General features: G+C 62.2%; 16 protein-coding genes and 1 pseudogene. 6 read left to right on the plus strand and 11 right to left on the minus strand.

Annotation, left to right across the window (positions count from 1 at the left end):
- Positions 1–636: 636 nt before the first annotated feature.
- Both P0D84_RS34255 and P0D84_RS34260 read right to left on the minus strand, forming a co-directional pair.
- Positions 637–1,917, minus strand: coding sequence for a D-alanyl-D-alanine carboxypeptidase family protein (locus P0D84_RS34255; RefSeq protein ID WP_408344192.1), 1,281 nt, complete (start codon positions 1,915–1,917; stop codon positions 637–639).
- Between the two features lie 192 nt (positions 1,918–2,109).
- A pseudogene (locus P0D84_RS34260) lies at positions 2,110–2,256 on the minus strand (thioredoxin domain-containing protein); the annotation flags it as partial.
- Positions 2,257–2,974: 718 nt separating this feature from the next.
- Here P0D84_RS34260 and P0D84_RS34265 point away from each other — a divergent pair.
- The 4 genes from P0D84_RS34265 to P0D84_RS34280 are packed head-to-tail and all read left to right on the plus strand — an operon-like array spanning position 2,975 to position 7,673.
- Entirely contained in the window at positions 2,975–4,102 is a 1,128-nt protein-coding gene (locus P0D84_RS34265) for a sugar ABC transporter substrate-binding protein (protein ID WP_408344194.1), read from the plus strand.
- A gap of 36 nt (positions 4,103–4,138) precedes the next feature.
- A complete protein-coding gene (locus P0D84_RS34270; protein ID WP_408344197.1) occupies positions 4,139–5,713 on the plus strand; it encodes a sugar ABC transporter ATP-binding protein in 1,575 nt (524 codons plus the stop codon).
- On the plus strand, positions 5,710–6,690 hold the full coding sequence (locus P0D84_RS34275) for an ABC transporter permease (protein ID WP_408344200.1): 981 nt from the start codon (positions 5,710–5,712) through the stop codon (positions 6,688–6,690). The genes P0D84_RS34270 and P0D84_RS34275 overlap by 4 nt, the downstream gene beginning before the upstream one ends.
- On the plus strand, positions 6,687–7,673 hold the full coding sequence (locus tag P0D84_RS34280; RefSeq protein WP_132380169.1) for an ABC transporter permease: 987 nt from the start codon (positions 6,687–6,689) through the stop codon (positions 7,671–7,673). Before P0D84_RS34275 ends, P0D84_RS34280 begins: the two co-directional genes overlap by 4 nt.
- A 304-nt stretch (positions 7,674–7,977) precedes the next feature.
- Here P0D84_RS34280 and P0D84_RS34285 read toward each other — a convergent pair whose 3' ends face one another.
- From P0D84_RS34285 to P0D84_RS34320, 8 genes are all read right to left on the minus strand, one after another.
- Positions 7,978–8,973, minus strand: a complete 996-nt coding sequence (locus P0D84_RS34285) for a tyrosine-type recombinase/integrase (protein WP_408340812.1) — start codon at positions 8,971–8,973, stop codon at positions 7,978–7,980.
- On the minus strand, positions 8,966–9,901 hold the full coding sequence (locus P0D84_RS34290; protein WP_408340814.1) for a tyrosine-type recombinase/integrase: 936 nt from the start codon (positions 9,899–9,901) through the stop codon (positions 8,966–8,968). Before P0D84_RS34290 ends, P0D84_RS34285 begins: the two co-directional genes overlap by 8 nt.
- Positions 9,898–11,145 carry a tyrosine-type recombinase/integrase gene (locus P0D84_RS34295; protein WP_408340816.1) on the minus strand — a complete coding sequence of 416 codons (1,248 nt, stop codon included), beginning with the start codon at positions 11,143–11,145 and terminating at the stop codon, positions 9,898–9,900. The genes P0D84_RS34290 and P0D84_RS34295 overlap by 4 nt, the downstream gene beginning before the upstream one ends.
- Positions 11,146–11,328: 183 nt before the next feature.
- Positions 11,329–12,636: a group II intron reverse transcriptase/maturase gene (ltrA, locus tag P0D84_RS34300; RefSeq protein WP_408344203.1), complete on the minus strand. Its 1,308-nt coding sequence runs from the start codon at positions 12,634–12,636 to the stop codon at positions 11,329–11,331.
- 677 nt (positions 12,637–13,313) lie between these two features.
- Positions 13,314–14,228: a DMT family transporter gene (locus P0D84_RS34305; RefSeq protein ID WP_408344206.1), complete on the minus strand. Its 915-nt coding sequence runs from the start codon at positions 14,226–14,228 to the stop codon at positions 13,314–13,316.
- Positions 14,225–15,244, minus strand: coding sequence for an alpha/beta hydrolase (locus tag P0D84_RS34310; protein WP_408344209.1), 1,020 nt, complete (start codon positions 15,242–15,244; stop codon positions 14,225–14,227). Before P0D84_RS34310 ends, P0D84_RS34305 begins: the two co-directional genes overlap by 4 nt.
- A 314-nt stretch (positions 15,245–15,558) precedes the next feature.
- Positions 15,559–16,527 carry a LysR family transcriptional regulator gene (locus tag P0D84_RS34315; RefSeq protein ID WP_408344212.1) on the minus strand — a complete coding sequence of 323 codons (969 nt, stop codon included), beginning with the start codon at positions 16,525–16,527 and terminating at the stop codon, positions 15,559–15,561.
- A 259-nt stretch (positions 16,528–16,786) separates the two neighbouring features.
- Complete coding sequence (locus P0D84_RS34320) at positions 16,787–17,587, minus strand: NAD(P)H-dependent oxidoreductase (protein ID WP_408344214.1); 801 nt, start codon at positions 17,585–17,587, stop codon at positions 16,787–16,789.
- A 93-nt stretch (positions 17,588–17,680) separates the two neighbouring features.
- On the opposite strand from P0D84_RS34320, the gene P0D84_RS34325 reads away from it, so the two are divergent.
- Complete coding sequence (locus tag P0D84_RS34325; protein ID WP_408344217.1) at positions 17,681–18,577, plus strand: LysR family transcriptional regulator; 897 nt, start codon at positions 17,681–17,683, stop codon at positions 18,575–18,577.
- Between the two features lie 192 nt (positions 18,578–18,769).
- Here the strand turns inward: P0D84_RS34325 and P0D84_RS34330 are convergent, their stop codons facing one another.
- The gene (locus P0D84_RS34330) at positions 18,770–19,741 is read right to left on the minus strand and encodes a LysR family transcriptional regulator (RefSeq protein ID WP_408344220.1); all 972 of its coding nucleotides are present in this window, start codon (positions 19,739–19,741) and stop codon (positions 18,770–18,772) included.
- A 117-nt stretch (positions 19,742–19,858) separates the two neighbouring features.
- Here P0D84_RS34330 and P0D84_RS34335 point away from each other — a divergent pair, with 117 nt between their 5' ends.
- A complete protein-coding gene (locus P0D84_RS34335) occupies positions 19,859–20,716 on the plus strand; it encodes an oxidoreductase (protein ID WP_408344223.1) in 858 nt (285 codons plus the stop codon).
- The last annotated feature ends 481 nt before the right edge of the window (positions 20,717–21,197 follow it).

The following is a 21,197-nucleotide window of genomic DNA, read 5'->3' on the forward strand; positions in this document are numbered from 1 at the left end:
CGGCATCCTCGGGCAAGCTCCGATAGGTTGTTCGATGTGACTTCGATGTCCGGCCCTCTCCGTTATCAGCCTTTGACTAGCGGAGCGTGTGACAGGCAGGAATGGGTCGCGTGTTGCCGATCGCAGTCTTGCGAGTTTCAGGCCGCAACACTCGTTGCATGAGGCTGCACCCGGCCGAACAATTCGGCGGCGCAGGACCGGCAAAATCCGGTCGCTGGGCGGCAATGTGCGCATCTTCCGTTCGAAGAGACATCGCAATAGTGCGTGCAAGCCCGCGTCCTCGAGTAGCGGATTGAGGCAGGTACCGGTTTGAGATCACCACGGGCGAACTGATCGCGCTGATTCGCTCGCACGGCACCGAGGTGTCCGGAGAAAATCAGGTCAATCCTGCCCAGGCCGATTGCGCGCATCGACCCAGTCCCGTGTCACCTAACGGCTGCGCCGTTTCAACAGCTTGCCGACGTTACCACCCGAAGGTCTGCGGGCTAAGGGCCTCTTGCAGCAGGTCCTTACCTTCGATGGCCAATCCCCGGCATAAAGCGTCGGCGGCCTTGAGCAGCTTCCTCGTCAAAGAATTCCCTTCACTGTCCGACGCAGTTCAGGCCGCGCAGTCCTTTTACAAAATCCCGCCGGTGTTTAGCGCATAGCCTCTTCTTTATACGAGGCAATGACGAAGCAGGTCTGGTTGTGGAGGATGACCCGCGCACAAGTCGCCCGTGCCGCCGCCTCGCTCAGCCCGGTGAGTTGCGCTTGCCAGATCCGGCGGTGATGCCGTACCGCGCTGACGGCCCGTGCGACACCTCCCTGCCGTTCACCGCTTAACAGCGTTACCTGGTGCCGGGCCCCCGCATGGGTATCGTAGGCACCGATCTGCACCGTCCAGTCCGGAAGCATATCGTTGACCGTGCCGACGGATTGGGCGGCGAAGCGATGGCGCGGCGTTGACGGCTGTTGCAGCGTAACGGAAACGCGCTGCGCCGCGTAGGGATGTGCCGTGACTGCATCAGCGGCGGGCAGTGCAGCATGGTTTGCGGCTAGCAGAACGGTTGGCTCTACATCTGACGCGAAACCCGTGTCGAGGAGTTTCGCCATGGTGCCATAGGCCGTGTTCCACGACTGTGCATGAAGTTCGACGCCAATCAGAAGGTGTCCGTCGCGCTCCGCCGCGGTCACCACGTTGAAACGCGCGGCGTCCGTGAAGCCGGTCTTCATTCCGATCGTGCCGGGATAGCGCTTGAGCATCCCGTCCAGGTTGGGGATCGTCCGTCCTTCGAAGTTGAAACTCTGAACCGAGAACATGTAGCGATACTGCGGATAGGTCAGCAGGATGTGACGGGTCAGGATCGCTATATCGTAGGCATCGACCACCTGCCCCGGATCGGGCAAACCAGACGGATTGCGAAAGCGCGTGTGAAGCATCCCGAGCGCACGGGCATGATCCGTCATGGCTTGGGCGAACTGCGTGATGCTGCCTCCGCCGAGATATTCGCCAAGCGCAGTTGCCGCGTCATTGGCGGACAATGTCGTCATGCCCAGTATCGCCTCACGCACGGTGATTTTCTGGCCCGCCAGCAGATCGAGTTTCATCCGCTGAACGCGGGCCGCCGCCTCGCTCACCGGAATCAAGGTATCGAGCGTCAACCGCCCGGCGCTCAATTCCTGGAACGCGAGATCGAGCGTCATTAGCTTGGTCAGGCTGGCCGGGTATCGCTCGTTCCGGGCACCTTGCTCGGACAGGACACGTCCGGTGGACATGTCCATCACGATCCAGTCGGTGCCGGAAGATGTCGGCGCAATGCGCCCCGCCGCGTGTGCCGTAAAGATCGCGCCGAAGGCAACGATGCCGGAGACTACCGCGAGCACTGAAGCCCATTTTTTCTGGACAGTCATCCAGGCACTTACCACGTCACACCTCATCGCCGCCTCAAAGTCGCTAAACCCTGCCCGAACGGACAGGCAAATGACCGTCGATGGCCATTTGAGGCGTAAATATATAGCAGCTTGGGGTTGCGCGCCTATTGCGTGAGGATGTCGGCCGCTGCCGGGGTTGCGTTGGCCATTACCGCCGCGTTCTTGAGCGTGCCGTGCCGCCGTTTTTCAGGTATGCGGTTTGCCGCGCGGCGCTTGTGCGGTATCGAGAATGTGCCGGTGCTTGAACGACAGGCGGCACAGTCGAAGAAACGCGAAGACTTTCAGGCCGAATGGATTATTGTCCGCTACACCGAACAGATCCGGATACGAGTGGAGCGTCAGCATGTACTGCCTCCGGATGCGTTCGTGCGACCGAAGATGAACCCCGAGGCGGGCAGACGAATATAACCGCCATCGATACTAGCAGCCGCGGATCGCCGCCGGCGGCGCGTGAAACTGGCTGATCCGCCATGATGGGACAGCAAGCGGCCATTAGCTGCCGTTGACGCAGTATGCGAAGGCGTCATTCCAACGGCCGGTTCGCTCCGAAGCCCGCCAGATGATTGAACGTGAGCGAGTCGGCCATTGCGGTCTTTGGGTCGATAGCCGGGCCCGGTCGGCCGCGACCGCGTCGGCGGCTGGGTCAGTTGACGTGTGCGAAAGATCGCCCATCTGCGGCTCTCGAAATGGTCGAAGCCACCGGGCGACCGCTGAACTTCGTCAAAATGGCACCCCTATCCCCGTGCAACGCCGCCTCCGTTCACGGCAGCCCAGTCCTTATCCACCAAGGGTTTTAGCCCGGTCGCCCGGTGCGTTGGACTCACTGGTAAACCACTATCGCGCGTGGATTGGTATGCCAGTACTGTCAGACAGGAACGCGTATACGCATGCCCTTCTTTTCGCTTCGAGGAGGCGCCGTTGAAAAGCTCCTTCTGCAAGTCCGATCCAGTTCCGCTATAGCAACGCCGCAAGGTTCCGTGCTTCACGCACACCGTGCCGGCAGTCCACGACCAGCCATGTGCGCAGGCAATCGGTACGTCCAATCGAACAAAAAGGAGGCAACATGCTTTCAGGAATCCACGTGCTTCGAGCGGCGGCGAGCGCCGCATTGGCGCTCTGCGCAAGCGGGGCTTTCGCGCAGGCTTCGATCGTTTCAGGGCCGCCCAGCGATCCCACCTGCATGGTCCCCTGGAAGAGCGACACGAAGTTCATCAAGTATCCGAAGAAGAACGCGCCTTACCGGATCGCACTCGTGAACGGCTATATCGCGAACACCTGGCGTATCCAGATGATCAGGACGGCCAAGGCCTACACCGCGCAACCGGCCGTTGCCGCCAAGCTCAAGGAATTCAAGGTCGTCTCGACCGGCGAGGACGTTCCGGCGCAGATCTCGGCCGTCAACAACTTCATCGATGCCGGCTATGACGCCGTCATCGTGAACGCGCAGAATCCCTCCTCATTCGGCCCCGCGATCCGCCGCGCGAAGAACGCCGGTGTGGTGCTGGTCGCTTTCGACAACACGCTCGACAGCGCAGACGCGATCAACGTCAACGTCGACCAGTATGGGCTCGGCGCGCTGTGGGCCAAATGGCTCGCGGGCCACCTGCCGAACGGAGGCAAGGTGCTCGAAGTTCGCGGGGTGGCGGGCACGTCGGTTGACACGGACCGGCACAATGGTTTCACGAAAACGCTGGACGACACCGGCAAGAAGTGGAACGTCGTCCAGGTCTACGGCAAGTGGGACGACGGGGTCGCGCAAAAGGTCGCCGCCGACGCGATTGCCGTGCAGGGTCATTTCGATGGCATATCGGCGCAAGGCGGCGACACGGGCGTCGTGCGCGCGATGATCGATGCGAAACACCCGTTCGTGCCTTTCGGCGGCGAGACGGAGAACGGCTTTCGCAAGTTCTGCGCGCAGTATGGGAGCCAGGGCCTGAAGTGCACGTCGGCGGGCACCGGGCCCGCGCAGGTGGCCGTGGCGATCAAGACGGCACTCGCTGCACTGGATGGCCAGACGATTCCCGTGGCGATCAAGCTGCCGCTCGACGTCACCGACGATTCGATGCTGAAGTCGGGCGTCAACTATTTTCCGAACGACTCCGACAACTTTTTCGTCGGCAACTCGTTTCCGACATGCGGCATCAATTTCTCTGCGCAGGAAATCATGAAGCAGAGCCAGGGCAACCAGTGACCGGATGATGGCCCGCGCTGTGACCGGAGACGAAGCATGCTGCAGGATGCAGAGCAGCCGTTCTTTCAGATGTCTGGCGTGTCGAAAAGCTACGGCGGCGCCGTCGCGCTGGATCACGCCGAACTCACGGTGCGCAGAGGCCGCATTCACGCGATCCTCGGCGAGAACGGCGCGGGCAAGTCCACGTTGCTGAAGGTGATGTCCGGCGTCGTGCAGCCGGACGAGGGCACGATGCATTTCGATGGCCGGGAGGTCTCGTTCGCGTCGCCTGCCGAGGCGAACGCGGCCGGTATCGTCTGCGTGTATCAGGAGCTGTCGCTGATCCCCGACTTGAGCGTGGCGGACAACATCTACGCTGCGAACCCGCCGCGACGTTTCGGGATGATCGACCGGCGGGCCCAACGCCGCCAGGCCGAGGAGGCGCTCGCGCGAGCGGGCGCCGCCGACATCAATCCGCTTGCGAAAGTCCGGGACCTGCCGCTGTCGCGCCAGCAGATGGTCGAGCTCGCGAAGGGGCTGGCACACGCGCCGCGCATTCTGATCCTCGACGAAGCCACCTCGGCGCTGACCGCGGCCGACGTCGCGCGCGTGATCGAGGTGCTCAAGCGCCTGCGCGAAGAGGGGCTCGCGCTGCTGTTCATCTCGCACCGCATGCACGAGGTGAAGGCGCTCGCGGACGAATGCACGGTCTACCGGAACGGTCGCCATGTGATGAGTTTCGAAGCTGGCACGCGCGCCGACAATGAGGTTGTCGAAATGATGATCGGCCGGAAGTACCAGCATGCGTTTCCTGCCAAACCCGCGGCCAAACCGGCGGACCAGCCCGCGGACGCCCGCAGCACCGCGCCGGTTCTCGCCTGTCATGATCTCGCATGGAGCGACACGCTGCGGGGCATCAGCTTTTCGTTGCAGCCCGGTGAAATCCTCGGACTGGGCGGCCTCGACGGACAAGGCCAGCGCGAACTGCTGCTCGCGCTGTTTGGCGTGTTGCGCGGCTGCGCTGGCAAGATCGAGATCAACGGCAAAGCCGTGTCGATCGGGAGCCCGACGGCCGCGCGCGCCAACGAAATCGGTATGGCGCTGATACCCGAGGACCGCAAGACCGAAGGCTTGATGCTGCCGATGTCGGTACGCGAGAACCTGTCGTTTGCCGCACTCGATCGCATGTCCACCGCGGGCATAATCGATCGCGACCGCCAGCAGTCGCTCGTCGAGCAGATGATGGAGCTGCTTGCGATCAAGTCGTTCAGCGTCGACGCGCCCGTGGGCTCGCTGTCGGGCGGCAACCAGCAGAAGGTCGTCATCGCGAAGTGGCTGATGCGGCAGCCCAAGATCCTGCTGCTCAGCGACCCGACGCGCGGTATCGACGTCGGCACCAAGCAGGAGCTCTACCAGCTGCTCAGGCGTCTTGCCGACGAAGGCGCCGCGATCCTCTTCTATTCGACCGACTATGACGAGCTGATCGGCTGCTGCGACCGCGTGCTCGTACTGTACGAAGGCAGGATCAAGAAGGAACTCGTCGGCTCGGCGATCACCGAGCAGAACCTGATTGCCAGTGCTCTCGACCTGCCCGTCGGACAGATTGTGCCTTCCACGGGAGTGGCGCTATGAGCGGGCTGCGTTACTGGTATGCGGAGAATCGCGGAGCGGTGTTCGCGTTCGGCCTGTTCGTGCTGATGTTCGCGATCTATCTCGTCAACTATCCGTCGGCGTTGTCGGCCAACGTATTTCAGACGGCAGCGAACAAAGCGGTACTACTCGCGCTCGTCTCGATGGGGCAGGCGCTCGTCGTGCTGACCGCCGGCATCGACCTGTCGATCGGCATGACGCTGGTGCTGACGAATTGCATCGGGTCGTGGATCGTCACGGGCGACTCGCTGCACAGCGCGCTCGGCATCGCCGGCGTGCTCGGGGCGGGTGCGCTGTGCGGCGCGCTGAACGGCGTGATCATCATTTTCGGCCGGCTGCAGCCGATCGTGACGACGATTGCGACGGGCGCCGTCTACTACGGATTGGCGCTGCTGCTGCGCCCTGTGCCCGGCGGATCGATCAACGAGGACCTCGCCGACGCACTGACGGGCAAGGTCGCCGGCGTTCTGCCAGCGAGCCTGGTGATTCTGCTCGCCGCGATCGTGATCGTCTGGATTCCTTTCAAACGCTCGGCGATCGGGCGAGCGGCATACGCGACCGGGTCGTCCGAACCCGCGGCTTTCCTGTCCGGCATGCCGATCCGCCGCGCGAAGTTCGCGAGCTATACGCTGGCCGGCCTACTCGCGGCAGTCGGCGGCCTGTTTCTGACGTTCTTCACGGACACCGGCGAAGCGAGCCTCGGCAGCGCGAACTCATACACGCTGTTTTCGATCGCCGCGGTAGTGATCGGCGGCGTGTCGCTGCTCGGCGGTAAGGGCAGCGCGATCGGCGCGATCTTCGGCGCATTCGCGTTCCGTTGCATCGGCGATCTGCTGTTCGTGTTCAACGTCGATGCGCTGTGGCAGCCGCTATTTCAAGGCATGATTCTTCTGCTTGCTGTCGCGATCGGCGCGTGCGGATTGTTCAGGGTGCGCAACCGTCTGGAGTGGTTTCAATGAGCCACGCTTCCGCGACCGGCCGGACCACGTTCGTGTCGAGGCTCACCCGCAGAATCGACAAACCGATCGTGATCGCATTCGCGTGCATCGTTGCGCTGCTGCTCGTCGGCGGGATGTTTTCGCGCAACTTCACGTCGCCGGAATACATCCTGCTGCAACTGAAGGTCGGCGCATTCCTCGGCATCATTGCGACCGGCCTGATGATGGTGATCCTGCTCGGCCACATCGACCTGTCGCTGCCGTGGACGATCACCGTCGGCGCGATGATGGCGTGCGCGGTCGCGGGGCACGGCGATCTCGGGCGCGTCCTCGCGATTCCGGTCGGGATCGGTTGCGGCGTGCTGATCGGCATCGTCAATGGCATCCTCGTCGCACTGCTGCGCATTCCGTCGATGATCGCGACGCTTGCGACCAATGCGGTCGCGCAGGGCATCATGATTGTCTATACGGGCGGATCGTCGCCGCAGGATTCCGCGCCGGAGGTGATGCGCTGGCTCGCGGCGGGCTGGCTCGTACCGGGCGTGCCGAATGCCGTCGCGCTGTGGGTGGTGATCGGCGGCGCCACGATGTTCCTGCTGTCGCGCACGACCTTCGGCCGCACGCTTTACGCGATCGGCAACACCGAGCGCGCGGCGTATCTTTCTGGCATCGATACGCGGCTCGTCACGGTGACCGCCTTCGCCGTGTGCAGCGCGTTCGCCGCGTTCGGCGGCGTGCTGCTCGCGGGCTATGCGTCGAAGGCCGCACAGTCGATGGGCGATGCTTACCTGTTGCCGGCGATCGCGGCGGTCGTGCTCGGCGGCACGTCGATTCTGGGTGGACGGGGTTCATACCTGGGCACGGTGGCCGGCGCGATCCTCATCACACTACTGCAATCGATCCTCTCGGTCGCGCAGATGCCGGAGGCGGGGCGTCAGATCATCTACGGCGTGGTGATCGCGGCGATGCTCCTGCTGTATGGGCGAAGCAAGCGAGAGGCGTAGGTCGAGCCGCTGGCCCGCCAGTCGCGCTCAATCAACGAGTGCAACCGGTAGAGTCGAGTTGTGGCGCGGGAGCATTAGGTTCGGTTTGTCTGTTTCCGCCCCTTTCGTCTGGCGGTGCCCGAATATCCTCGCCTTAACCCCGTTTCCACAACCCGCTCATCGAACCGGACGTGCAGATCTCCCGCATCAAATGAGTTCGATCACATTTGATGCGATATGTGGTGTTGCCTCAAATGTGGTCTTGCGGCGCCCGAGCCGCGATCCTGACAGGATCCGGCCGGCTGAACGCCACATAAAAAGCCTGCTACAAGGACCGGAGAAACGCCATCAGCGCGGGATCTTTGGCCCATCGCCTGTTCTCCTTTCGATCGCTGGGGATAGCAAGCCTCGCCAGGGCGTTGGCCTTCATCTCCAGATCAATTTCGGCGTAAACGTTGGTCGTATCGATGGAGACATGACCAAGCCACGCCCGTACGGTGTTGATATCGACGCCGGATCGAAGCAGGTGGGTCGCAGTTGAATGTCTAATGCTGTGCGGGCTGACGCGCTTGGATGCGAGCGAGGGCATATTGGCTCGCGCCTTGATAGCGTAACGCTCTACGACCGCGTGAATGCCGAAACGCGTCAGGGGTTGCCCACAGCGATTGAGGAATACCCGTTCCTGCGGTGGACGTTGGCCAGCGAGGTTGCACAACTCTTGCACGGTGTCCGGCCATAACGGACACTGGCGCTGTTTGCGTCCCTTTCCGAGAACGCTCACGCTGCTCGAGATCGCATCGACGTTGCCGATGGTCAGGTGGGCCGCCTCGTCCGCCCGCGCACCGGCATTGTAGAGAAACAGCAACAGGGCGTAGTCACGGCGACCCTGAGATGTACGTCGATCTGGACAGGCAAGGAGCGCATCCATTTCAGATTTGTCGAGATAGGATACCAGCGTTCTTGTAGTCTTCTTGTAGGGGATGCAGCGCAGCTGGGTGCACCACTGGATATGTTCGGGGCTGTGCTCGCCAACGAATCGAGCCAAGGCATGGATAGCAGCCAGGCGCTGATTCCGCGTCGCGACGCTGCATCCGCGACAGACTTCGATATCTGAGAGGAAGTCCCGGACGATCTCGGCCGACACATCTGTCATTGCCAGCCGGTCGACCGGTTTGTGGACTCGACCTGAAGCGAAAGGAATCAGTTGGCACAGCGTGTCGCGGTAGCTCTGCTGGGTGTTGCGAGCGAGGTTCCGCTCGCCGATAAGGTGCTCGAGCAGGAAGCGTCGGACCCAGGGTCCAAGAAGGGTTGTGTCACGCATGATCGTCTCCTCCCCGGACGTAGCGCTCGAAACGTAAGCTCGCCTGCCGCAGCAACTCTGGCGTCATGGTCAGGTAGTGCTGGGTGGCGCCAATATGCACGTGACCAAGATAGGTTGCCAGCTGGGGCAGCAGGCGTTGTACATCCGCGCCTTCACGATACCAGGAGACCAGCCGGGTAACTGTATAGGTATGCCGAAGGTCATGAAGTCGTGGCTGATACCGCGCACCATCGTCACGACGTACCTGTGCGCGTTCACGCAATTGTTTGAAGGCATACTCGGCGCCGGCTCTGGACGGGCGCTGTCTGCGCTTCGTCAGTAGAAAGGCCGCGTCGGGGTCGAGTGGCGGGCATTTATTGCGTTCGACAGCGTACTTGGCCAGCACCGATGTCAGATCTGGTCCGGTCGGCACCAGCCGTGTCCTGTAGAACTTGCTCTCACGGATGCAAAGCACTCGGGAGTCCAGATCCACATCCGCCAGATTCAGGCCGACAGCCTCGCCGATGCGAAGCCCAGTACCATAGAGCAGGAGCAGGAGCGTGCGGCAAGTTAGCGATGACAGATTGCAGCGTTCACGACCAGCCGTCGCCGCGAGTAGACGCCGTATCTCTTCTCGCGAATAGATGTACGGCACGAAGGTCCGGTGTTCCTCTGGTACCGTTAAGGGTAACGGCGAACTGGTCGTGTAGCCGCGAGCAATGGCAAAGCGGTAGAAGCCGCGCAACGCGTTGAACTTGCGATGCCAGAAAGGCGTGATGGGACCCTTGCCAGCAAGGAACGCATAGACACAATCGGCGTCGACCGCGCGCATATCGATGTCGCCGAGCGTTCGATGAAAGGACTTCAAGGTACGCGCCTCAGTGGCAAAGCGCATCCCCAGTGACTGTTTGTAGGCCACGTACGCGGCGACCGCTTCAGGCAGTTTCATAGCAGGTCTCCCAGGGCAAAGTCTGCGACCTGCCTCAGGCCAGCCAGATCGACCTTGGCATAGGTGCGCGTTGCGTAGGCGCTGCGATGGCCCAGATGGTCCCCAATCTCCTTGAGTGAGAGTCCTTCAGCCACCAGACGGGTCGCGCACGCGTGTCGAAGCGAATGCGGGCCGCCATGACTGCAACTGATGTTCAGAAGTCGCAATCGTCGTTTGACCAGGTAGTGCAGGCTCGTAGGCGCGAGCGGACGAAACGGGGCTCGTATGGTGACAAACAAGGAGCGCGAGAAAGTGTGAGGTCGCACCTGTTCCAGGTATCGCAGAATTGCTTCACCTACCTCGGCTGCAAGCGGGTAGTCCTGTTTGCTCCGCTGCTTTGGACGGCTGATGTGAAGGATGTCATGTTCCCAGTCCACGTCGTCCAGAGTCAGGGCAACGACTTCACCCCTTCTCAGCCCGTAGACCGCCAGGAGCAACAGAATGGCCCGGTCCCGGATATCATGGGGACTGTCCGTATCGGTGCTGCGAATGAGTCGCTGCACGTCTTCCCACTTCGGCCCGGCTGGAAGCGTCTCGTGGCTGAACAGACGCGGTCCTTCGATACCGGCGGCGAGTCTCTTCGAGCACCAGGTTTGCTCACCGGCGTAGCGGAGGAAACTTCGCAGCGCGCCGGCAAGGGTGGCCATCGATACCCGGGACCAACCTTGCATTCGTCTCAGCGCAAAAAAAGCGTCGACCTGTTCGAGTCGCATCTCGCCGATGCTGCTTCCTTGCTCGCTGAGCCAGGACAACAACGCCTGAACGTGCCAGCATCGATTGTGGATCGTTTGTGACGACAGGCCGCGCTCCTCGCGCAAGTAGCGGTCGAACTGTTGAACCAGATCGGCGAATGGCGGCGTTTCAGGTTGCTGCTCTTGCAGTCGCCCCAGGAAGCGAAGCCAGGCCGTAGCGGTCTGAATAAACCGTTCCCGCGAGAACCTTCCCGTCAGGATTCGCTGATGCCGTCGCTGGTAACGAACCCAGCGATCGGCTGCCATCTCGACCTCCGCAGACGAAATCAATCGCTCGTTGTCGAGCGCGATACGCCGGGAAATAGCGAGAAGCTCAGGTGCAAGGCCCAACAGCGTTGATTGGGCCGCACCACCCTGTGCACAGTGGACCAGATAGCGTTCTCGATCATCGGCCGATGGACCATTGCGATGACGAGCCAGTACACGGGGGTAATGAAACAACGTACCGAACATGATCGGATCTCCGAGTTAACCTTCGGATCTCCGACACTACTCCGGCGCTAATTTATGTGGCCTTCAATAGACATACACCGCTGACGAACCTCGACCTGTCCCCGCAAGACCACATTTGAGGCAACACCACATATCGCATCCGGCTCTCGGACAAGACATCACGCCTTCGTACACGGCAAGTCACTACCAAGGACCCTGTAGACGAACGAGACCGAAGTGCCCGTAGAGGTGCGAGGATGGATAGCTCCCGCCCCTGCGACGTCTTACCTTGTGCCTGGTACGTAACCACCGACGCAACCGCGTGCTGGTGTAGCTATCGAGCGCCCGATATGCTCGGCTGACCGTGCCTACCTTGAAGTAGTTCGCCCAGCCGCGTAGCGTGCGGTTCAGTTTGCCAATCAGCTCCGTGGTGTCCATCCACGTCATGGAAGCGGCGGTCAGCGCATGAACCTTCTCAACCATGCGCCGGATACTCTTCTTCGACGGCCGCATGCCCATACGGGCCTGGCCAGTCGTTGCTGAGTACATCCGCCCAAACGTGTAACCCAGGAAGTCGAATTCCCCTTCCGGGACCTTGCAGATTTGTGTCTTCTCCTCGTTGACCGTCAGCTTCAGTTTGCCCATGATCTCGCGCAGTCGCGACAGGGCCTCTTCAGCTTTGCCTCGCTTGCACAGGATCACCAGATCGTCCGCGTAGGTCACGATTCGACTGCCAAGTCTTCGCTGAAGCCCGAGCTTCTTCCATGCCAACACAAACCGGCGCATGTAAATATTCGCCAATAGTGGTGAGATGGGTGAGCCCTGCGGAATGCCTCGCCTGCGGTCCTTGGCCTCGGTCGTACGTGTCTTCCGGCCTCGGTGATCGGTTTCTTCAACGGCGCACTCCAACCACATCTTGACTAGATGCAGCACGCGCCGATCAACGATGCGTCGCGCAAGCGACAACATCAAATCGGCATGGGGAATGCTTCCGAAGTAGTCCGCCAGGTCGGCGTCAACAACGTCCGTTTGCCCTCTATGCAGCCGCTCCTCCACCTCGATCACCGCTTGCTGGGCATTGCGCCCCGGGCGGTAGGCGTACTGCTCTGGTGGAAGGTCCGCTTCGAAGATCGGTTCGAGCACCAGCATCGCTGCTGTCATGCACACCCGATCTCGCAAGGTCGAGATGCCCAGTGGCCTTAGCTTGCCATTGGCCTTCGGGATAAACACTCTTCTGATAGGGGCCGGCCGGTAATTCTCCTGCCTGAGTGCAAGCGCCAGTTCGCCGAGCCACTTCTGCACCCCATACGCCTCGACCTCCGTGAAGTCTTGCCGATCGACACCCGGCGCGCCCTTGTTCGAGCGACACTGAGCGTATGCATGCGCCAGCACGTCCTCACGATAGATCTTGTCGTACAGAGCGTAGAAGCGGTACCCGGCTTCTGCCTTCGCTTTCGCGTGTAACGCCATCTGCAGCTTCTGAACACGAATCGGAGTTGATAGGTTGCCCAATCTCCACGTCCTCACTACGTATTGCGTCTGTCTTGAACTGAGGCCCCTTTCCTCCACCAGCATTACACCGGCTTCAACGGTAATACGGGCCTCTCCGTCACCCCAAGGCGCCCGGCCTGTCCCTCGCGGGCGTCCGGTTGGTCATCCCTGACCACGCCAGGGGGCTTCCCGTGTTGCGTGCGCTTCCCTTGTGTGCATGCTGTCGCCATTACCCCGGCGCAGCGACTGGGCGTCCTGCCTGCTCGTTCACCCAGCCGTATCAGCCTTCCCCGATATGGCAGTCAGGTCGGCCTGCGCATCGTCCTTTTCGAGGCTTGCTCGGCGTTCACTCGCGTTACGGCCTGCACACTCGCGCTGTCACCGTATTTCGTGACACGCTTCACCGAAGGCTTCAACCGCTTCGTTACCTCCACGATTGCTCCGGTTGCTTCCGGCTGGAGCGGTTGCCGGGCGGGGCTTGCACCCGCTGGGAAAGCGCCGCCTTTGCACGGCGCACGCCAGGAAGCGACATTCGCCCGTCAATTGCGAATGACCGTTGGGTGGCTCGTCAGCGGTCATTGAATCTCGATCGGGCAGACTTTGTCGAAACGGCTTCCATTGAAATAGCAGACAGTGTTGACCGATCGTTTAAAGTAGTACTCGCGTCGGCAATTTGGCACCCGTCCAGAACCTGTCCCTCAGGCGCGCCGCGCGCTCACGGCAATGATGAGCCCGGTCGTCATGATACCCAGCCCGGCGAGCTGGACTGCGGACGGAAGATCGCCGGACACCGGGATATCCAATAGAATCGCCACGCCCGGCGATAGTGCAGGAAACAGCGCCGCCCGACCGGGCCCCAGATCCTGCACCGCTCGCGAGAAGGCAAACAGCGCGACGACACCCGACAGCACCCCCTGGGCAATGATTTGCACAACGAGCACAGCCGGGCCGGCGACGCTGAATATCTGGAGTCCGGTGCATGCGAGATAGACCGGTGTGTAGACCGCGGCCGACAACACGGAGACGACGGCGGTAGCGGCAAGCGGAGCGATCCCCCACCGGCGCTGCAGCAGCGAGAAGAGCGCCCACATCGAGCCGGCGAGCGCAAACAGCATATCGCCGATCCATGCAGTCGAGCTGCCGTGCAGCAAACCCGGGCCTGCCGTAATCGCAAGCCCCGACACCACGACGACGAGGCCAGCCAGTCGAATCGCCCCTGGACGTTCGCCGAGCATCTTGGCCGCGAGTACGATGCTGACCAGCGTCAGCATGCCGAGCTGTATCACGGCGGCATGCGCCAGCGGCGCAAAGCGGTAGCCGCTGGCACTCACGACGATGAACAGGGGGCCGGCAAGCACAGCCAGACACATACCCCTGCGCCAGCCTACGCCAGCGAGCCGACCCGGGGAGTGCCGGAGCAGCCAGGGCAGCAGGATCACGCCCGACGTCAGGTAGCGCAGGAAGGCTAGATCTGTGGCTCGCAAACCTGCGCTGATTCCGTATCGAGAGACGACGAGGAACCCACCCCAGATCAGCGTGGCCAGCAATCCGAAGGCCAGTCCCTGGCGGCGCACGCCATCGCCATGGCAAGCGCCGGTGTGGGCCGCAGTCACGGCGTTTCCCCGCCATGCGCCATGTGTGCCTGGATGAACTCGCCGCCGTCCTCGAGCGCACGGCGGGCGGCGGGTACAAGGGTCGGGAACAGTTGCCACTGGTGGATCATGCCGGGCCACACCTGCAGCTCGACAGCGACCTCGTCACCGGCGGCGACTTGCGCCATACGCAGGCTGTCGTCGAGCAGGATTTCGCCCGCGCCGACCTGCAGAAGCAGCGGAGGCAATCCGTGCAGATCGGCGAACAGCGGCGACGCGGCGGCACTGCGCGGATCGCCTCCATGCATGTAGACGCGGGTCACGCCGAGCAGGCCGTCACGTTGTAGCACGGGATCTCTGGCGGCATTCGTTCGCGTAGAGGCACCTGATGCGGTCAGGTCCATGATCGGACTCATCGCGACCATCGACGACGGCAGCGGTCGATGTCCATCGCGCAGCCGTAACGCCAGTTCGAGTACCAGGTTCCCGCCAGCCGACTCGCCGGCGAGCGCGATGTTCGAGCCGGAATAGCCCTGCTTGAGCAGCCATTCGTAGCTGGCGACGGCGTCGTCGATCTGGGCGGGATAGACCGCTTCGGGCATGCGTCGGTAGTCGATCAGCAACACATCGGCCTGTGCATCCTTCGCGAGCGTGGCGGCAAGCATGCTATGGCTGTCGCTGGAACCGCTGTAGAAGCCACCGCCGTGCAGGTACAGGATTACGCCGCGAGCGGGTGCACCGTGCGAATTGCCCGTGTCCGGCGAGATCCACTTGCCGGGCACGCCGTTCGCGCTGACCGCGCGTATCGTCACGCCATGCGGAGCGGGTAATCCCGCCATCAGTTTTTCAAAGGCTGCGCGGCGGTCGATGAAGCCGTGGGTGCCGACAAGCGACTGCTGACGCATGGCGACTACCGCAGCGATACCGTCGCTGCTGGTCGCCGGGGCGCCTTGCGCCTTTGCGTCGGCAGCCGCGAATGCGACGGCTGCGCAGAGGCCAGCCGCGAGGCCAAGTGCGGAAATGATGAGCGATTTCATAAGTTATTAATCCTGTGTTCCATCCGGCGAATGCGGATTGGAACGCCTGCGTTGACGAAGTCCGAGCTACTGGCGTTGGAGGTACTGCACCGAAAACCGATGACGTGCATGCAGGATTTCAACCCGACCGGCCTGCCATCCGCCGCCGATCAGCGGCTCGCCGAACGGATGCGGAGGGCGACGGCAGCAGGTTCGTCACGGTGATGATCAGCACTTTTCTCCCTGGATATGAGGTTGGAAACCTTGGGGAGAAGTGTGACGGACGCAGGGTGCATCTGGCCAATTCGATGTAGCCGGGTGCGCGATAAGTTTCGCTAATCGGCCGCCTTGCCGCCGGCTGGCTCGACGCCGTTCATTTGTACACGACGGGCCTCTTCGATGGCCAGTTCGATGAAGTCGAGCACGAGCGGACTACGTTCGTCTTCGCGGAAGAAGATCTTCACGGCCAACGGGTCGAAGCCGTCGACAGGACAGTACATAAGCGATTCCGGCACCGAGGCAAAGACATAGGCCGCACCGAGCAGTGAGCCAAGACCCTGGTTGACCAGGGAGATGCCGACCTGCGACTGCGTCGTCTCATAGACGATGTTGGGCTTGACGCCCGCGTCGGCAAAACGGGACAGCACTGAGTCGTAGAGCGGTTCGTTGACGGACCGCGCCGGTACGATGAGTCTTTCACCCGCGAGCTCGTCGATCCGCAGACGTTTGCGTTGGGCGAATCGATGATCGCGGCGCATCAGCAAACACCATCCGGAGTCCAGCAGGCGTTCGGAGCCTATGCGCATCTTCCGGTCGGGTTGCTCGACAGGTACGCCGAAGCCTACGTCGATCTCGTCCGTCGCAAGTGCCGCCAGTTGCCGTCTCGCGTTCATCTCGTGCCGGACGATGTTGACATCGGGGTACAGTGCCTGCAGCCGGATCAGCGCCGGCGGGATAAAAGGCAGGTTGGTGTATTCGACCAGCCCGACCGACAGGCTGAAAGCCCGGCCCTCTCCTGCATCGCGCGCGGCCCGAAGGGCCATGTTCAGTTGCGCAAACACCTGATCGATCCCGTCGCGCAGCGCCGCCCCAGCAGACGTCAGCGTGACGCCGCGAGATTCGCGGACGAACAGCGGTGCGCCGACGAGTTCCTCCAGCTTGGCGATCTGCTGACTCAAGGCGGACTGGGTGACATATGCGGCCTTCGCCGCCCGGCCAAAATGCAGTTCGCGCGCGAGGACCGAGAAGTAGCGCAGTTGCCGTAACTCCAGTGTTTTCAATGGAGGGGATGGGGGCATATTCATGGGTCGATTATCACCTGCCGTCTCACGTATCCGGAAAAAACGAGCCCGACTGCTTCGACGGCGGCTGATATCGGGGAACTTTGAATCACTAAGGTTTGAAAACGGAAGGGGGACGACGACTATCCGCTTCGGGTTGTTAACCATTTCTAGCCGCGCAATTCCCGTGGCGGGTCACTCAATGCACTCCGGTTGGGCCTAACTCGGCAGGTGGTGAGCGGCGCGCTGGCCCGGCTCCGCGTGAGCTTCGGCGATCCGCTTTTCAGCTGATCTCACTCCCCCCGCCACCCTCCACATGCACGCCCAGCCCCACCCTGCCCGGCTCAATATCCGCACGTAGCGTCAGCGCCGGAATGTCGTACGCGCCGCCGTTCTGCTGGCGAAATCGGATCGGCGAGTCGGTCCACAGGCCGTCGAGACGGCGTCCCAGCGCGGCGCGCACGGCGCCCCAGCGCGTGTTGTCCATCTTGCTTGTCCGGTAGACCAGAAACGGCGGCAGCACATCAAAGCCGGGGTAGTGCAGTATTCCGTGCTGGATCGGAAACAGTACGTCGTCGATCGGACCGTTGATGCCGCGCGCGCTGTAATGGGATTCCCATCCACCCGTCGTCACGATCAACATCGCGCGCTTGCCGGCCATCGTGCCTTCCCCGTAGCGGTTGCCCCAGCGGGTATCGGAATGCTCGCCGACGCCGTACGCGAAGCCGTACGCGTAGACGCGGTCCACCCAGCCCTTCAGGATCGCGGGCATCGAGAACCACCACAACGGAAATTGCAGCACGAGCGCATCCGCCCAGCGCAGCTTTTCCTGCTCGGCTGCAATGTCCGGACTTTGCGTGCCGTGCTCGAACGCGCGCTTCGACGCAAGCGACGCATTGAACGGTGCGTCGTCGCCCCGGTCGCTGCTATCGTCCGCATCGAGCACAGCCTTCCATTTCATCGCATGCAGGTCCGACACCTGCACGTCGTGCCCAGCAGCTTCAAGTTGCGCGACTGTGAAATCCCTCAGCGAGCCGTTCAGAGAACGCGACTCCGGATGCGCATATACCAACAGTACCTTCATGCTTCCAACCTCCACGGTTAACCTGGCGAAGCACGCAGAATAGGCATCGCTAAGGTATATTGGAAATGAATTTCCAATATGTCAGGTATTGCCATGAACAATTTCAGGCAGCTCGATCTCAATCTGCTGCGGACCCTCGACGTGCTGCTCGCCGAACACAACGTGACCCGTGCCGCGCAACGGCTACATCTCGCGCAGCCGTCGGTCAGCGTGCAGCTCGCGAGGCTGCGGACGGTCTTCGACGATCCGCTGCTTCTGCCGGGTCCGCGCGGGATGAGGCCGACGGCGAAGGCCGATGCGCTGCGCGAGCCATTACGGCAGGCGCTCGCCGCGCTCGCCCAGGCGGTGTCGCCGGTAACGCCGTTCGATCCTGGCAAAGCCGACAATACGTGGCGCATTGCGGCCACCGACTACAGCGAAGCAACGATCGTACTGCCCACGCTCGGCAAATTGCGCTCGGCTGCGCCGGGAACGCGGCTGGCGGTCGTGTCGCTCCTGCCGGCGACCGTCGCGAAGCAGGCGGAGCAAGGCGAGATCGACCTCGCGTTTCATACGAGCGAGAATGCGCCGCCCGGTTTGCGCCGGCGCGCGCTGTTTACCGAGCGCTACGTACTGGCAGGGCGCACAGACCATCCGCGCTTGAAGCGCAAGCCGACGAAGGCGGAGTTTTGCAAGCTGGAACACGTGATCACATCGACGGCCGGGGGCGCGTTCCACGGCGTCACTGATGATGCGCTAGCGCAGGTGGGAATCATGCGCCGGGTCGTGCTGTCTGTCCCGCATTTCACCTTCGTCAGGACGGTGGTCGAAAGCACGGATCTGGTGGCGATGCTGCCCGAGCGCATCGTGCGCGGCATCGACGCGCTGCGGGTCGTCGAGCCGCCCGTCGACGTGCCGGGCTTCGAAATGACGATGCTGTGGCACGAGCGCTCGCACCGCGATCCGGCACACCGATGGCTGCGCGAATGCATCGCGAACGCGTGTCGATGAAGTCGGGCACAGGCGCGACGCAGAGCAGAAACACGCGCAGACCTGCGACGGCAGCGCCACAAGCCGCGTCTGCTAAAGAAAGGTGGCGCCGCTCAGAAGGACAGTTGCGCGCGCATCTCGATGCTGGGCCGGGGACGCGCGTCCGGCAGCGACGGATTGTCGAACGTGGCTTACGCGGCCGCGTCGCAACAACTAGCCACGTCCCCTCGCTGCGCGTCCCCGCGGCGTCGCTTGCGCTGCGCGAAGCTCCGACGGACTAAGAAAGAAGTTCCGGTTGTCGGCCATGCGCTCGATCATGAATTCGATGAAGATCTTCACGCGCAGCGGCTGCTCGGTTCGATGCCCATAGTAGATATAGATCGTGCCGTAATCGGTGACGTGCTGCGTCAGCAACGGAATAAGCCGGCCGCTCTTGATGTGAGTCGTGGCGTTGAAACTGCCCAACTGCCCGATGCCGAGGCCCGATAGCACCGCCTGCGTTTCTATCTCCGTGTCGTTCACGCATATGGCGGCCGGCACGTCACGATAGACGATCTCATCGCCGATCCGGAACTGCCACTGCGCGAGCTTGCCCGTGTTTGCTCGCCGATATCCGGTGCAACGATGTTGATCCAATTCCTCGATCGTCCGTGGCGCGCCGTTGCGCTCGATGTATTCCGGCGATGCGCAGACAATCAGTTGGATCGGCACGAGCCGGCGCGCAATCGAGCCGCCCGACGGTGGTGGGCCGGCTCGGAATCCCACATCGGAGCGCTCGGTCACGAGATCGGTGAAGCGATCGTCTAGTTGCACTTCAAGTTGCACGTTTGGATGAAGCTGCTGGAACTCCGCGAAGTAAGGCCACAGGACCGGTAGCCCGAGCGAGCGCGGCGCGCTCACGCGCAGCAGGCCGTTGGCTTCCTCCTTTGAACGCCGGGCCTCGTCGAGCGCGGAGGACAGAACGGAAAGCGCCGGCTTCACACTGTCGAAAAGCCGCTGGCCCTCCTCGGTCAGGCTCAGCTTGCGCGTGGTCCGGTGAAAGAGCCGCACGCCCAGTTCCTTCTCCAATTGCATCACCGCATGGCTCGCGGCCTGCGGCGAGATGCCCTGGTCGACTGCGGCGCGCCGCAGACTCCCGAGCGTCGCGGCGCGCACGAAAATGGTAACCGCACGAATTTCGTTCATTGCTGGCGCCCTGGATTCGCAACTAAAGATTGATTATGAGTCTAGCAATTGATGGCTAGTTTGTGATAACCGTGGCGCCTACCATGACATCACTTCATCACACACACGAGAGACATCATGGCTGACATCCAACCCCGCGGTTTCAAGCGCGTATGGTTCATCACGGGCGCGTCGCGCGGTATTGGCGCGCTGATCGCCGAAGCTGCACTCGCGGACGGCAACGCGGTCGTGGCAGCGGGGCGCAACGTCACTGCTATCGTCGAGCGTCTCGGCGACTCGGCCGCTCTGCTACCGGTTGCACTGGACGTGACCGACGAGGCGCAGGCAAAGGCGGCTATGCAGGCCGCAGTGGACAAATTCGGTCGCGTCGACGTACTGGTCAACAACGCCGGCTTCGGCCTGTTGGGCGCGGTGGAAGAATGCGCCGACAAGGACGTCCGTCGCATGTACGACACCAACGTATTCGGCTTGCTGAATGTCACCCGCACCGTACTGCCGACGATGCGCGCGAACTGCTCGGGCCATGTGATCAATATCTCGTCGATCGGCGGCTATCGGGGCTCAGCGGGATTCGGCGTGTATTCGTCGACGAAGTTCGCCGTCGAAGGTATCACCGAAGCGATGCATGCCGAATTGAAGCCGCTCGGCATTCGCGCGACGGTCGTCGAGCCGGGCTATTTCCGCACGGACTTTCTGGACGCATCGTCGCTGGTCGTCGCGCCGGACGTGATCGACGACTACGACGCAACCTCCGGCGCGGTTCGCCGCAAAGCCATGCAGTTGAATCACAACCAGCCGGGCGACCCGAAGAAGCTGGCGGCCGCGATGATCAGGCTGGTCGACGCGCCGACGCCGCCGCTGCGCCTTCCGCTCGGCACCGACACACTGGCCGCCATCGCTACGAAAAACGCCTACGTGACGCAGGAAACGGAAGCATGGAAGGAGTTATCGGCATCGACCGACTTCGCTGCCTGAGCCGGGCCGCCGCTCTCCTGCACGGACCCACGATCTGCGTCGAGATGTCTAAGATGACCTCACTCCACCGCAATCCAGCTTTCTATCAGCTCCTTGCCGACAGCTACGCCCAACAAGTGGGAGCAAAATGCTATCGAGCTGGACTATGGGATGTTTAATGGTCGAGTCGTACTACAAGAAAGGTACCTATGCGCCAACGAGGGTTTTCGCATTTTCGTATTCCTCTAGATTCGCGATAAAGACACAAACGCCGCTTCCATGCGGTTATCGGACCTTCGCAAGAGGGCGCCGAGAGTCTCCGATGGGTCGACCAGAGTCATTCGATTCGCCCGAGGCCCGGAGACCTGGAGGTCCTGAGTCCGTATCCAACCCACAACCTGAAGCGTTTTGGCGATTACAAGCTGCGCATGGACAGGCCGCTGGAAGGCTGGATCCGCGATGCGCTGTTTGGCCAGGCCGCCCGTCCTGCGGGACGGGACGG

The organism is Paraburkholderia sp. RL17-337-BIB-A (genome assembly GCF_046025895.1).
GTDB lineage: Bacteria > Pseudomonadota > Gammaproteobacteria > Burkholderiales > Burkholderiaceae > Paraburkholderia > Paraburkholderia fungorum_C.

Bases quoted from the DNA above. Each gene is read 5' to 3' on its own strand.
- P0D84_RS34255 (WP_408344192.1), bottom strand. From the start codon at position 1,917: ATGAGGTGTGACGTGGTAAGTGCCTGGATGACTGTCCAGAAAAAATGG.
- P0D84_RS34265 (WP_408344194.1), top strand. From the start codon at position 2,975: ATGCTTTCAGGAATCCACGTGCTTCGAGCGGCGGCGAGCGCCGCATTG.
- P0D84_RS34270 (WP_408344197.1), top strand. From the start codon at position 4,139: ATGCTGCAGGATGCAGAGCAGCCGTTCTTTCAGATGTCTGGCGTGTCG.
- P0D84_RS34275 (WP_408344200.1), top strand. From the start codon at position 5,710: ATGAGCGGGCTGCGTTACTGGTATGCGGAGAATCGCGGAGCGGTGTTC.
- P0D84_RS34280 (WP_132380169.1), top strand. From the start codon at position 6,687: ATGAGCCACGCTTCCGCGACCGGCCGGACCACGTTCGTGTCGAGGCTC.
- P0D84_RS34285 (WP_408340812.1), bottom strand. From the start codon at position 8,973: ATGCGTGACACAACCCTTCTTGGACCCTGGGTCCGACGCTTCCTGCTC.
- P0D84_RS34290 (WP_408340814.1), bottom strand. From the start codon at position 9,901: ATGAAACTGCCTGAAGCGGTCGCCGCGTACGTGGCCTACAAACAGTCA.
- P0D84_RS34295 (WP_408340816.1), bottom strand. From the start codon at position 11,145: ATGTTCGGTACGTTGTTTCATTACCCCCGTGTACTGGCTCGTCATCGC.
- P0D84_RS34310 (WP_408344209.1), bottom strand. From the start codon at position 15,244: ATGAAATCGCTCATCATTTCCGCACTTGGCCTCGCGGCTGGCCTCTGC.
- P0D84_RS34315 (WP_408344212.1), bottom strand. From the start codon at position 16,527: ATGAATATGCCCCCATCCCCTCCATTGAAAACACTGGAGTTACGGCAA.
- P0D84_RS34320 (WP_408344214.1), bottom strand. From the start codon at position 17,587: ATGAAGGTACTGTTGGTATATGCGCATCCGGAGTCGCGTTCTCTGAAC.
- P0D84_RS34325 (WP_408344217.1), top strand. From the start codon at position 17,681: ATGAACAATTTCAGGCAGCTCGATCTCAATCTGCTGCGGACCCTCGAC.
- P0D84_RS34330 (WP_408344220.1), bottom strand. From the start codon at position 19,741: ATGAACGAAATTCGTGCGGTTACCATTTTCGTGCGCGCCGCGACGCTC.
- P0D84_RS34335 (WP_408344223.1), top strand. From the start codon at position 19,859: ATGGCTGACATCCAACCCCGCGGTTTCAAGCGCGTATGGTTCATCACG.